The following is a 13,672-nucleotide window of genomic DNA, read 5'->3' as shown; positions in this document are numbered from 1 at the left end:
AAATATAGTTAACTAATTATACTCAAACCTTCTTTAAATATTTGTTTTTTCTACCTTTAAAAATAAAATAAAATAAATTTTTCTTATTTATTACTTTTGTTTATATAGCTAAAACGTTATAATTTTAAGGAACCCTAACTGTTACAGTATTTTTTTCTACATTCGTCACGGATAAATTTAAAATTTATGATATTCTAGAATGAAAGCTACTTTTTTAAAGGATCTAGATTTAATAATTGCACTAAAAAAAGGAGATACCAATGGTTATACTTTTTTAGTGAATTTATATCATAAAAAATTGTGTACATATGCTTTTGGTTTAACTAATGATTATGATTTAGCCGAAGATATTGTTCAAAATGTTTTTATGAGTATTTGGAAAAATAGATTTAAACTAAAAGAAGAATTTGTAATTAAAAGTTACTTATATAAATCTGTTTACAATGAGTTTATCGATCAATATAGAAAAAATAAAAAAGTTTTAGTTCTCGATAAAAAATATATTGATGCACTCACATATATTGTCGAAGAGGAGGATGAAAACTCTTTAGAAAGATTAATGAAAATTGTAAAAAAAGAAATCGAAAATTTACCGCCTAAATGCAAACAAACATTTTTATTGAGTAAAGAAGAAGGTCTTTCTAATATAGAAATTGCAGAACATTTAAATGTTTCTATAAAATCTGTAGAAGCACATATTACAAAAGCTTTTTGTACTTTGAGAATTTCCCTTGGAGACAAAACCGAGGGTATCCTATTTTTATTATTTGGAAGAAGTATTAAGACTAAATCATTTAAATAAAAAAGTTGTGTTTCATTAACAAATTGATGGAAACCTCTATAACGAAACTTTAGAACTTAGTGTAAACCAGTTAAAAAAAACTTACGGTTTTTGTAAATTAGAAAGTGAATCTATTTCAATCGTTTTTAGAGGAAGAGTAAGAATAGAATCTGATAATTTAATACCGATATCAAAAATGGAATCCTTAAATCTTCGTTGCATTATATAAGTGCTATCTGTTTTTGCAAATTCAATAGCTTCCGAAGGACTCATTTCTAAAAAAGGCGGACAATCAAAGTAGTCTTTTTCATACACAAAGTTCGTAAGCATAGAAGTGTTCCAAGCGCTCATCGCTTTAAACACAGACGCAACCATAGGCAAGGCAGTGTTAGCACCAGAACCCATATTTGTGGTTTTAAACTGTACTCTCTTATCATACGTTCCTACCCAAGAACCCACTACAATCTCGGGAGAACAAGCAATAAACCAACCGTCTCCGTTATTTTGAGTGGTACCCGTTTTTCCAATTAAATTATTAGGAATTCCGTACCCTTGTATGCGACCTGCGGTTCCCTCGGTAAGCACACTACCCATCATTTGTTGCAAACGTTTGGTATTGACTTCACTTGCTACACGATCTCCATAAGGTGGTTTTGCTTGGTATAAAACGGTACCATTATTATCTTCAATGCGTTCAATAGCAAAGGGTTGCACGCGTCTGCCACCATTAGAAATACTAGCATAGGCAGTAACCATTTCAAAAAGCGATATATCGGCAGTTCCTAAAACGATAGAAGGCCAAGAAGGCAGGGTAGTAGTAATACCCATATTTTTAGCTAAGGCTTTTACGGGTTCAATGCCCGTTTCAATCTGAATTCTTACAGATACCGTATTAATAGAATTTGCCAATGCACCATGCATACTATAGCTGCCGCCATACTGCCCATTTGAATTTCGAGGTTTCCAATCTTTATAATCTGCGTAAGAAACCAAATTATTATCGTAATAATTACACGGATTTTTGCCTTTTTCTAGGGCAGCAAGATAGGTAATCGGTTTAAAGGTAGAACCTACTTGATTTTTTTCTAAAATATTATCTCTCTGGCTCATTCCGTAATCAATGCCCCCAACATAGCCCATAATTCTTCCGGTTTGACTGCTAATCGTAAGTAAACCAGTGTGTAATCTATTAATAGCACCCACAATAGAATCTTTTAAAGATTGTACTTTTGGTATGTTACCGTCTCTTAGCGTCCACTGAATTCTAGATTTCTTAACAGCAATCAGTTTTTGAATTTCAAGATCGCTTTTTCCTTGCGCTTTCCATTGTTTCACGGATGCAGTTTGATTCAATAATTTTTTAAGTAACGCTTCTTTACCACCTTCTGTGCTTAACGCATCCCAATGTTGGTTCATTAATTTTTGAAGGCTCTCCATTTGTCTCAACATTGCTTTTTCGCTAGATTTTTGTACGGAGGTATTTAGCGTAGAGTATATTTTTAAACCATCACTTTCTAAATTATAGATATGACCGTCTGCCGCCGGATTTTCTGCCGCCCATGCGTTAAACTCTTTTTCTACATATTCCTTAAAATAGGTAGTTAAGGAAGATAATTTTTTAGGTTCTTGGTACTTAAGTTTTAAAGGAATTTGAGCGGTCTTTTGTTCTTCTGGCGTTAAATAGTTGTATTTAACCATTTGTTGCAATACCACATCACGCCTTATAGTTGCTCTATCTGGGTGCACTCTTGGACTGTAATAAGTGGGTGCTTTTAGCAAACCAACAAGCGTTGCAGATTCAGAAACAGATAATTTTTTAGCTTTTTTATTAAAAAAACGCAGAGCCGCTTTTTCTATTCCGTATATGTTCTCACCAAACGTAACCGTATTTAAGTACAAGAGTAATATTTCATCTTTTGTATAGATTTCCTCTAATCTTTTTGCAATAAAAACTTCCTTGATTTTATTAATAGGCGTGGTTAACATAAAATGTCGCTCTCTACCAAAGGTGTTTTTTGCTACTTGCTGTGTAAGTGTACTACCACCACCAGCATTTTGTCTTAGAATTACAGTCTTTATAAAAACACGACCATAACTTTTATAATCAATACCGTTATGTTCATAAAATCGATTGTCTTCGGTAGCTATTAGTGCATTTTTTAGAGCTAAAGGTACGTCTATACTATCCACATTCGTCCTATTTTGAAGAAAGTACAAGCCAATTTGCTCTTTATTACTTGCGTAAAGCGTAGAGGTAAGCGGGGTTTTTAATTGTAATAAGAAATCTTTAGAAGGTAATTTACCAAACGCACCTACGTAAGTTAGCAAAACTAATAAGATCGTAAAAGACAAACCTGTTAGCATCGCATAAAAAACACTTTTAAAAGGATGTTTCCTTACAAATGAAACAGGTCCTTTAGACCTGTTTTTTAATTCTTTTAAATAGTTAGCCCACATACAATTTATTCTTTAATTGCTTTATTAATATATTCACTACTGGTAAGTAATTTCGTTTAGCGTTTTACTTTACACTTTTTTTAAAAACACATGCTATTTACGATCATCAGTAGGGTAAATAATTACCATATACTACTAATAATTGAACACTTTTGACTTTGCAGGTGCTACATTTTTTGTATGCTATTTTACAATTATATAAATGTACCTATTTGAAATACAAATGGTTATCAGCTACTTTTAAAACCTTAGCGCAACGTACTATTCGATTGCAATATACATCAAACCATTGATTTTTAAAATTGATTTATCATCTACTATTTTATTTTACGCAAGGTGCACTATCTATGTGTTTGTGTTTAATAATCAGTTAGTTAAGGCTTTATAAATAAAGTGTCTACTTATATAGTGTACTTCACCTTTATGTCAGACTCAGAAATAAATTTGTGTTTTTTGAAAACTATATACTGCAAACCTATTTAGTAGAAATATATAATAGAGTTAGATAGTTAAATAAATGCTGTCGAAAAGTTAAAAAGAGATAATCCTACTTTTGATAATTCATAATTTTTTATTTGAGCTCAAAATAAAAAGACTTCAGAAATATATCGTAAGTTTTTATCGGGGTGGTAGGATGATAAGAAGCATGAAATAACTTTTAAACGCTCACTGAAAAATATGATTCGCAGCATGCTTTTTTTATTTTTATAATTCAATAGCTATAAAATTATATTTCTTAAGAAAGAATGTGTTAATTTGTTTTTCTATTAAATAGTACAATATTTCTAGTTCTTATTGATTCTGAAATATTTTATGTAATTTACTATCAATTCCATCATTAATTAGGGAATTAATTTTTTTTATTTAGAATCAGATTGCATCAATTTGATATTTATTTTAACTTTAAAAAAAAACAAAAATAGCAAGAAAAGTATTCTAACTTATTTTATTTAATTCTTTTTAAGCAATTAATAATTTAAAGTGTCTAATTCATCATAAAAATGAGAAAATTGTTAAAAAGCAATATAAACATCATATTGCTATCAATATTATTTATAAGCACTGATTTAGTAGCGCAATACACGCCATACTTTAAAAACTACAATGTATCAGACTATAATGCTGGAAATCAAAACTGGGACATTTCTAAATCTGAAAACGGCAAAATATATGTAGCAAATAATAATGGATTATTAGAGTTTGATGGCATTAAATGGACTCTTTGGGAACTACCAAATAAAACAATTATTCGTTCTGTTTTATCTCATAATAATAAAATTTATACGGGTTCTTATAAAGAATTTGGCTTTTGGTCTAAAAACGAAAAAGGGCTTTTAGAATATTTTTCGTTAAGTAAAAAATTGAAAGATGAAATTTCATCTAATGAAGAAATTTGGCAAATAGAAGCGTATAATAACAGTATTATTTTTAGATCTTTTGGGAATGTTTATATTCATGAAAATGGAGATACTAAAAAATATAATTTACCATCTACCATTATTTCTTGCAATTTTATTGATGGTAATCTATATGCTTCCACTTTAAATGCTGGAATTTTTATAAAAAAGAACAATGAATTTATCCCATTTATAAACAATCCGGTTTTTAACAATACCAAAATTATAGCCATTTCAAATTTTAATGGTGGTTTTCTTATTTCTACTTCTTTAAAAGGATGCTATTTTTTAAAAAATGGTACACTATCAATTTACAAATCAGAAATTAATACAATTTTAAAAAAGCATCAATTAAACAGTTTTTTAAAACTAAAAAATGATGATATGGTTTTTGGAACCATAAAAAACGGTGTGTATATAACGAACAAGAACGGGAAGGTTTTATATAATATAAATAAAGAAAAAGGCTTGTTAAACAACACTGTTTTAGGAATGTCTTTAGATAGTAATAATGAGCTTTGGGTAAGCCTAGATCAGGGATTATCTAGCATTAGTTTTGATAATGTATTTACTTTTTACAATGATATTAGTGGAAAATTAGGGGCTGTTTATGATGTGGTTTTATATAAAGATGTTATTTATATTGGCAGTAATACAGGTGTTTATTATTTAAATTCTAAAAATGAATTAGAATTCATAGAGGGTTCTCAGGGTCAGGTTTGGGATTTAGATGTTATAAATGGCGAATTATTTTGCGGGCACAATAACGGAACTTATATTATAGAAAATAATAAACTAAAAATGGTTTCTAGCGAAACTGGTGGTTGGACTTTAAAGAAAGTGCCAGAATCTGATGATACTTATATACAAGGCACCTATTCTGGTTTGGTAAAGTTTAAGAAGATAAAGAATAACTGGCAAGTAAAGCATTTAAATAAAACAACAAGTCCTATTAAACATTTAGTTTTTGAAAGTAATAATACTGCTTGGGCTGCGGACGCTTATAAAGGACTTTATAGAGTAACCTTTAATGAAGATTATGAATCCATAAAAAATATTCAAGAATATAACGCAAAGGGGTTGTCATCAGATTACGGAATTCAAGTTTATAATTTGAATAATAATATTGTTTTTAAAACAAATAAAGGATGGCAGAAATACGAGTCTATATTAGATAGTATTATAGATTATCCGTTATTAAACCAAACTTTTGGTAAAGATTCCTACATAATTTCTGAACCAAATACAGAAAAATTAGCTCTTAAAAATAATCGACTAATCAACTTTTTTAGTTTATCAACTTTTGAAAACACAATTTCTATCCCAAATAAATATTTAGAGAATAGATTTATCGTAGACAATGAAAATGTTTCAATTTTAAAAGATTCATTATACACCTTAAGTTTAATGAATGGCTTTTTAATTATAAATGCTCAAAAAAAACAAGTAAGTACAGATTTAGAAAAACCCAACATAGAGAGCATAATTGTTGATAAAACAAGAATTAACATCAGTAATGCATCACCCATAGAAATACCTTTAAATAAAAATAATTTAGAAATTTCTTTATCTGCGCCTAAATCAGAAAATTATTTTTTTGAATATACTTTTGAAAATAGTGATAGTGCTATTTGGAATAAAATTGATAAAGAGAAACTAGAGTTGTCCAATTTAACTGATGGCAGCTATACACTATTAGTAAGAACTACTAATTTTCTAAACAAGCACTCAGAAACCAATCGTATAAAATTAAAAATTCTTCCTCCTTGGTATAAATCTAAAATAGGATTCTTTTTATATGCAGGAATTCTACTTTTTATTTTAGTACTATTTTTTATTCTTCATAAAAGAAAAATTAATAAAGAACAAAAAACGCTCGAACAAAAGTATCAAAAAGAACAAGAAAAACTTGTGAAAGAGCAGGTAATAGAAAATGATAAGCAGCTTATCAAGCTAAAAAATGCAGCTTTAAAGAACGAATTAAAATTAAAAAGTAAACAGTTAGCAAATACAGCAATGGCTTTGGTAAAAAAGAATGAATCTTTATTAATTTTAAAGGAGGAACTTCTATTAAACAAAAATAGTTTTGAAAATTCATATTCATTTAGAAAATTAGTTAAAAAAATTGACAGCTCGATTGGAGGTGATGACGAGTGGGAAATTTTTGAATATAATTTTAATCAAGTTCATGAGGAGTTTTTTAGTAGCTTATCCGCTGTATTTCCTATGCTATCAAAAAAAGATTTAAAGACAAGTGCTTACATCAAAATGAATTTATCTACCAAAGAAATAGCGCTTTTAATGAATATTTCTGTAAGAGGCGTAGAAACAATGAGATACAGGTTAAAAAAGAAGTTAAACTTGCAAAATGACAATTCTCTAGTTGATTATTTGCTAAACTTCAAAAATATACCTAGTTAAAATACGAAATCAGTATTTTAATTGTACGTCATAACTACGTCATTCTATCTTTAAAAGCCTTTTTTATCGATTATTCTTCCTTTAAAATATACGTCATTTATTGATTTTACCAACTTTTTTAAAGCTTGACGTATTTAAAAAGGGGTGTTAATTATTTGTTAATTAAAAAACCTTTGTAATTTTAACTCGAACAAAAAACTTTTAAATCGATATGAAAACTAGGATTATTTTTTTATTAACAATTCTTTTGTCAGTAGCTATTTCTGCCCAAGAGATTAAAATTACGGGAACAATTTCAGATTCGACTGATAATTTACCAATACCGGGTGCAAGTATCCTAATAAAAGGAACTAGTAAAGGGTTAAGTGCAGATTTTGATGGTAATTATACTATTAAAGCAAATAAAGGAGACGTTTTACAATTTAGCTCAATTGGTTTTAAAACAATGGAGGTTATTGTTAAAAATCAAACAATTATTAATGTTGTTTTAGAAGGAGATGTACAGTCTTTAGATGAGATTGTTGTGGTAGGTTATGGTTCTCAACGTAAGGCTGATTTAACAGGATCTATAACTACAATTAAAGCTCAAGAAATACAAAAAACTCCAACAGGTCAAGTAATGCAAGCCCTACAAGGTAGAGTTGCTGGACTTCAAGTAGTAAGTTCAGGAAGTCCTGGGCAAGGTCCAACGATACGTATTAGAGGTATTGGATCCTATTCTGGAGGTGCTTCAGGACCATTATATGTTGTAGATGGTATGTTTTTTGATAATATAGATTTTTTGAACTCACAAGATATTGCTACAATATCTATTCTTAAAGATGCTTCTGCTTCGGCAATTTACGGTGTTAGGGCTGCTAATGGAGTCGTTCTTATAGAAACAACTTCGGGTAAGAAAAATCAAAAAGCTCAAATTACGTATGAGGGTTATTCAGGAGCACAAGTTGCTCAGAATGTTTTAAAACTTGCAAATACAGAACAATTTACTACGTTAGCTTTAGAGTCTGGTTCAGCGCCAGATGCGCAATTTATTTTAAATGCTATGCAGCGTTATGGAAGAAGCCGTATAAATCCAAATGTTCCTGATGTGAATACAGATTGGTACAAAGAAGTTATTAGACCTGGTATTATTACAAGTCATACAATTGGTGCTTCAGGTGGTTCAGAGAAGGCTACTTACTCTGTAGGTGGGAGTTATTTTTCGCAAGAAGGGATTCTTAACATGAAAAATCAGTATGAACGTTTTAATTTAAGGAGTAAATTCGATTTCCAAGTAAATGATTGGATTAAAGTAGGTACAAATACTATTTTTAGTAATGCTACAAGATATGACGCACAAGGATCGGCTTGGAGAGGTGCTTATTTTGCGGTACCAACGATGCCAGTTTATGATCCTAACTTATTAGATTATCCTGCTGTTTTTCCTAAAAATTATTCAAATGCACAAGATTTAGGATATAGAGGTGGTCAAAATCCTTTTCCTACTATGGATTTAAATGAAACTAGAATTAAACTAAGAAAGACGCTATTTACATTTTACACGGAGTTAAACTTAATTCCTGAGAAATTATCTTTTAGATCTTCTTATAATCAAAATTTTGAAGCTACTGAATCTAGAAATGTAAGTCTTCCTTACTTTGTTGGAAACAATTTTCAAAACGTAAATGCTTCTTTAAATAAATCGAATGTTACGGTCTCTAATCAAATTTGGGATAATATATTAACGTATAATGAATCCATAGGAAAACACAAGTTAACAACTTTATTAGGTACTTCTTTTAGAGATGAATCTTACCAATTTTTAAGTGCACAAGGTTTAAATTTCCCACTTTCTGGTGAAGAATCCTATTATTTAAGTCAATCAGAAACAACTCCAGAGCAAGGTGTAGCAGATGATGGAGCAAGAGAATATGGTTTTTCTTATTTTACGAGATTGGCCTATAATTATGATGACACCTATTTATTATATGCTACTTTTAGAGCAGATGGTACCAATAAATATCAAGAAAAATGGGGTTATTTTCCTACAGTAGGTGCTGGTTGGGTAGTTTCAAATGAGTCTTTTATGGATGATTCAAATTTCTTTAATTACCTTAAACTTAGAGGAAGTTGGGGGAAGTTAGGAAATGATAAAGTAGCTTCTAGTAACGGATCTATTACTTCGCAAACGGTTACCACAGCGTTAGGAGACACTCCTTATAACGGAATTATTACTTCAAGTGATTTTACTGCTTTAAAATGGGAAGTTACAGATGAAACTACCGTTGGTTTAGAAGCAAGAATTTTTGATAATAATTTGTCTATTGAAGCAGAATACTATACTAGAGATACCGAAGATGCAGTTATTCCGGTCGAAAGACCTTTAATTCCTGGATCAACGAGACAAAATATTGGAAAAATAAGAAACGCTGGTTTCGAGTTAGCTTTAAATTGGGATAAAAGAATTTCAGACAAATTTAGTTATACTATTGGGGGAATTTTTCAACATTAAAAAATGAAATATTAAATTTAGGAAATGCTATTTATTTAGATGCTGGTTCTGCCGAATTTAGACAACGCTCTATGGTAGGAGAATCTATTTTTGCCTTTTTTGGTCGTGAAGTCGAAGGTGTATATCAAAACCAAGCAGAAATAGATGCAGATCCTGTGGCGGTTGCTAATAATTTAGTTCCTGGAGATTTTAAATATAAGGAAAATGGTGGAGATCCAACAACAATCGACGACGACGATAGAGTTGGCTTAGGCTCTTATTTACCAACATACTCTTTTGGATTTAACGTAGGTGTTACGTATGATAATTTTGATTTATCTCTAAATGGTTTTGGCCAAGGAGGAAACAAAATTTTAAATAGAAAAAGAATGGAAGTTATTTTTACGAGTGATACTAACTGGGATAGAGATTTTGCTATCAATCGTTGGCACGGTGAAGGAACTACAAATTCATATCCATCAGCAGCAGCAGTGAGAAAAAGTTGGAATCAAAAGTTAAATGATTATTATGTTGAAGACGGAGGTTATTTTAGAATTCAAAATATAACTTTAGGATATACTATTAAAACTAAAAAAGGATTTCCAGAAACAAGAATATATTGTACTGCAGAAAAACCTTTAACAATATTTAGTTACAACGGATTTAATCCAGAAGTATCTAACGGGGTAGATAACCAAACATATCCAGTACCTGCGACTTATATATTTGGTTTAAATATTAAAATATAAAAAATAATGTTAAAAAAATGAAGAAAACTATATTATTTGCAGCATTAATGATTTTATCATTAGTAGGTTGTACAGAAAAATTAGATGAACCACAGCTTAATAATAATTTTGCTGGAAGCACAGACTTTACAAAAACTGAAAATATGAAACTCTCTATTATTGGAGCTTATGAAGCTTTTCAATCTAGAGGATGGGAACAACCGTTGTTAATTTCTGTAAGAGGAGATGATGTGAACTCTGGTGGCTTAGGAGATCAGCAAGATTTTACAGAAACAGATCTTTTTAATTATAATAAAGATTATTGGATGTATAACTCTTTATGGGAAAACATATATGTAGATGTAGTTTCTACCCATACAGCTATGGATTTAATTAAAAAATATCAAGAATTTGCAGGCCCTACAGGGGTTGCACTTGGGGACCAATATATTGCAGAAGCAAAGGTTTTAAGAGCAATTATGTTATTTGATATTTCGCGTGTTTGGGGTGATGTTTTTTTAACAAAAACTTCGGATACATCAGAGTTGTTAAACGTTACAGTAGTTCCTACAAAGGCAGAGGTAATGCAGCATTTGTCAGATCAAATGGATGAAGCAATACCTATGTTACCAGATATGCACCCAAATCAAAGACAAGATTTGCCCGGTGGTGTAACTAAGTATACAGCGTTAGCAATTAAAGCATTAGCAAACCAGGAATTAAAAAATTATCAAGCGGTAGCAGAAGCTACTGGTCAAATAATAAATTCTGGAAAATTTGCTTTGTTTTCAGATTTTTACGAATTATTCAAAACTCCAGGTAAATTAGCGAATGAAAATATTTTAGAAATTCAATATTCAGATTTTAATAAGGGTACAGGAGATCGTGAAGCACATTTATATGCGCCTTATGGACCACAAGGATGGACTCCAATAATTGCAGGTTCAGAAAGTGGTTGGGGTTTTTACGAGCCAAGTATGAAATTTATTAAGTTTATGCTAGATCGAGGAGAAACTGTAAGATTAGAAACAAGTGTTTTATTTACCAATCGTGGAATTGCAGAAATTCAAAAAGATGCAGCATACGCCACTTTGCCAAGTTTTGTTAAAAATACAACAAGAGATGGAGATAAAATAAATGATTATGCGCGTGCTTTCTTCGCAAGCGGAAAACACTATTTACCATCTAAACAGTTAATTACTGGTAGAACTTCTTACGGAAGTAATAAAAATTATACTATAATTAGATATGCAGAGATTTTGTTAACGTATGCAGAAGCTTTAAAGCAAGGTGCTTCTCAAACGGCAATTTCAGCAGATCAAGCAGTAAATCTTGTAAGACAAAGAGCTGGTTTAATTCCTATTTCTGGAGTAACCTTAGACAATATTTTAGATGAAAAATTTGCTGAGTTAGGCATGGAGTGGGGCAAACGTTATTATGATATGATTAGATTAGAACGTTATTCTGAATTGAGCTATGATGGTAGAACTTTTACTGCGGATAAAAAATACTTACCATATCCTCAAGGACAAGTTGATCAATTTCCAGTTTTAGGTAAATAATAAATTTTAAAAATATATAAAATGAAAAAAATAAAATTCTCATACCTAAATGTTTTTATCTTTCTTCTTGCATTTATTTCTTGTAATGAAGGTATAGATCCACTTACACAAGTTGCAGCAGAACTAGATGCAACAGCACCTGTAGTTAAAATTTTGTATCCTACAGAAGGTCTTAAATTAAAAGTAAACGAACAAATAATACCTATCGATATAAAATTTGAAGTAACAGATGATATTGAAGTTGGCTCCATACTGGTTAAAATGGATGGAACTGAAATAGGATATTTTACTGATTTTAAAGATTATAGAAGAGTTCTAAACGAGTTTACATACAATAATGTAACTACAGGACCTCACGTATTAGAAGTAATAGCATTAGATTTAGATGGTAAAACAACCATATCTAAAGTAAATTTTGAAAAAGCTCCACCTTATCTACCTTTATTTTCAAACGAGGTTGCATTTTGGGCTTTTGATGGAGATTATACAGAGTTAATTAGTGTTACAAAATCAACAGTAGTAGGTGTCCCAGGTTTTGCGGGTGAAGCTGTTGTAGGCACAAATTCTTATGCTGGTGCAGCGGATTCTTATCTTACTTTATCTACTTCTACATTAAGTTTAGGCAACGAATTTTCTGCTTCTTTTTGGTACAAAGTAAATGCAAGTCCAGACAGAGCAGGCGTATTAGTAATAGGGCCAAAAGATGATGGTAAAGCCGATGACCAACAGAATAATAGAAAAAATGGATTTAGATTATTTAGAGAAAATGCTGGAGGAAAACAACGTTTTAAATTAAATGTTGGTAACGGAACTTCTGATACTTGGGTTGATGGTGGAGTTGCTGCAGACATAGATCCTGCTACAAATGACTGGGTACATCTATCATTTACAATTTCTTCAACGGAAGCAGTTGTCTATATTAATGGCCAAATGGCAAAACAAGTAACACTTGTTGGAGGTGTAGATTGGACTGGATGTGATATTTTATCAATAATGTCTGGATCACCACGTTTTAATGGATGGAATCATAAGTATGATAATAGTTCTATGGATGATTTACGCATGTTCAATAAAGCGCTTACTCAAACAGAGATTCAAAATATTATTGGTGTCACAAACCCTTACGGTCCAGCGGTTGGAGAAACTTTATACATGCCTTTTAATGATAATTATTCTAACTTAGTTACAGGTGCTTTGGCGACAAAAGTGGGTAATCCAGCGTATGCAAATGAATCTAAAAAAGGTAGTAATGCCTATGCGGGTGCAACGGATTCATATTTAACATTTCCTACAACAGGTTTGCAAGGAGAATCATTTTCAGCAACAATGTGGTATAAAGTAAATGCAACTCCAGATAGAGCAGGTTTATTAGTTATGGGACCTTTAGAGGTTGGGAATCCAGCTGATAATCAAAATAATAGAACTTCAGGTTTTAGACTTTTTAGAGAAAATGCAGGTGGTAAACAGCGCATTAAATTAAATGTTGGTACTGGTAGCTCAGATGTTTGGGTTGATGGAGGCTCTGCAGCGGATGTAGATCCTACTGCAAATGAGTGGGCACACGTTGCTTTTACAATTTCGCCAACAAAAGCCATTGTTTATATAAACGGAGAACTTGTTAAAGAGTCTGCTATTAGTGGAGTAGATTGGACTGGTTGTGACATCGTATCTATTATGTCTGGATCTCCGCGTTTTAATGGTTGGAATCATAAAGAAGATTTAAGCTTTTTAGATGAACTACACTTCTTTAACAAAGTGCTTACACAACAAGAAATTAAAGATATAATGTAGTTCTTAATTAATTTTAGAGCACATATTTCTTTTACTAAATATTATTTGAGTTTATGATTTTAAGC

7 protein-coding genes are annotated in these 13,672 nt (G+C 30.9%); 6 read left to right on the top strand and 1 reads right to left on the bottom strand.

The window, feature by feature from the left end:
• The first annotated feature begins 199 nt into the window (after positions 1 to 199).
• Entirely contained in the window at positions 200 to 802 is a 603-nt protein-coding gene (locus tag BST83_RS11250; RefSeq protein ID WP_104809871.1) for an RNA polymerase sigma factor, read from the top strand.
• An 81-nt stretch (positions 803 to 883) separates the two neighbouring features.
• Here BST83_RS11250 and BST83_RS11245 read toward each other — a convergent pair whose 3' ends face one another.
• Positions 884 to 3,238, bottom strand: a complete 2,355-nt coding sequence (locus BST83_RS11245; RefSeq protein ID WP_104809870.1) for a transglycosylase domain-containing protein — start codon at positions 3,236 to 3,238, stop codon at positions 884 to 886.
• Between the two features lie 1,001 nt (positions 3,239 to 4,239).
• Between BST83_RS11245 and BST83_RS11240 the strand changes: the two genes are divergently transcribed.
• The 5 genes from BST83_RS11240 to BST83_RS11225 all read left to right on the top strand — a co-directional run bounded on the left by BST83_RS11240 (position 4,240) and on the right by BST83_RS11225 (position 13,607).
• The gene (locus BST83_RS11240) at positions 4,240 to 7,056 is read left to right on the top strand and encodes a helix-turn-helix and ligand-binding sensor domain-containing protein (RefSeq protein WP_104809869.1); all 2,817 of its coding nucleotides are present in this window, start codon (positions 4,240 to 4,242) and stop codon (positions 7,054 to 7,056) included.
• A gap of 211 nt (positions 7,057 to 7,267) precedes the next feature.
• Positions 7,268 to 9,547 carry a SusC/RagA family TonB-linked outer membrane protein gene (locus BST83_RS11235; protein ID WP_367889160.1) on the top strand — a complete coding sequence of 760 codons (2,280 nt, stop codon included), beginning with the start codon at positions 7,268 to 7,270 and terminating at the stop codon, positions 9,545 to 9,547.
• A 71-nt stretch (positions 9,548 to 9,618) separates the two neighbouring features.
• Positions 9,619 to 10,275, top strand: a complete 657-nt coding sequence (locus tag BST83_RS21470; protein ID WP_367889159.1) for a SusC/RagA family TonB-linked outer membrane protein — start codon at positions 9,619 to 9,621, stop codon at positions 10,273 to 10,275.
• Positions 10,276 to 10,292: 17 nt separating this feature from the next.
• Positions 10,293 to 11,816, top strand: coding sequence for a RagB/SusD family nutrient uptake outer membrane protein (locus BST83_RS11230; RefSeq protein ID WP_240614731.1), 1,524 nt, complete (start codon positions 10,293 to 10,295; stop codon positions 11,814 to 11,816).
• A 21-nt stretch (positions 11,817 to 11,837) separates the two neighbouring features.
• Positions 11,838 to 13,607, top strand: coding sequence for a LamG domain-containing protein (locus tag BST83_RS11225; RefSeq protein ID WP_104809867.1), 1,770 nt, complete (start codon positions 11,838 to 11,840; stop codon positions 13,605 to 13,607).
• Positions 13,608 to 13,672: the final 65 nt, after the last annotated feature.

The sequence above is a fragment of the Polaribacter filamentus genome (genome assembly GCF_002943715.1).
GTDB classification, from domain to species: Bacteria; Bacteroidota; Bacteroidia; order Flavobacteriales; family Flavobacteriaceae; genus Polaribacter; species Polaribacter filamentus.
Note: the sequence above shows the minus strand (reverse complement) of the source record. Positions and strands in the feature narration are given on the sequence as shown.

What these genes read in the sequence shown, in the direction of transcription:
- BST83_RS11245 (WP_104809870.1), bottom strand. Translation starts at nt 3,238, where the DNA reads ATGTGGGCTAACTATTTAAAAGAATTAAAAAACAGGTCTAAAGGACCT.
- BST83_RS11250 (WP_104809871.1), top strand. Translation starts at nt 200, where the DNA reads ATGAAAGCTACTTTTTTAAAGGATCTAGATTTAATAATTGCACTAAAA.
- BST83_RS11225 (WP_104809867.1), top strand. Translation starts at nt 11,838, where the DNA reads ATGAAAAAAATAAAATTCTCATACCTAAATGTTTTTATCTTTCTTCTT.
- BST83_RS11240 (WP_104809869.1), top strand. Translation starts at nt 4,240, where the DNA reads ATGAGAAAATTGTTAAAAAGCAATATAAACATCATATTGCTATCAATA.
- BST83_RS11235 (WP_367889160.1), top strand. Translation starts at nt 7,268, where the DNA reads ATGAAAACTAGGATTATTTTTTTATTAACAATTCTTTTGTCAGTAGCT.
- BST83_RS11230 (WP_240614731.1), top strand. Translation starts at nt 10,293, where the DNA reads ATGAAGAAAACTATATTATTTGCAGCATTAATGATTTTATCATTAGTA.
- BST83_RS21470 (WP_367889159.1), top strand. Translation starts at nt 9,619, where the DNA reads ATGGTAGGAGAATCTATTTTTGCCTTTTTTGGTCGTGAAGTCGAAGGT.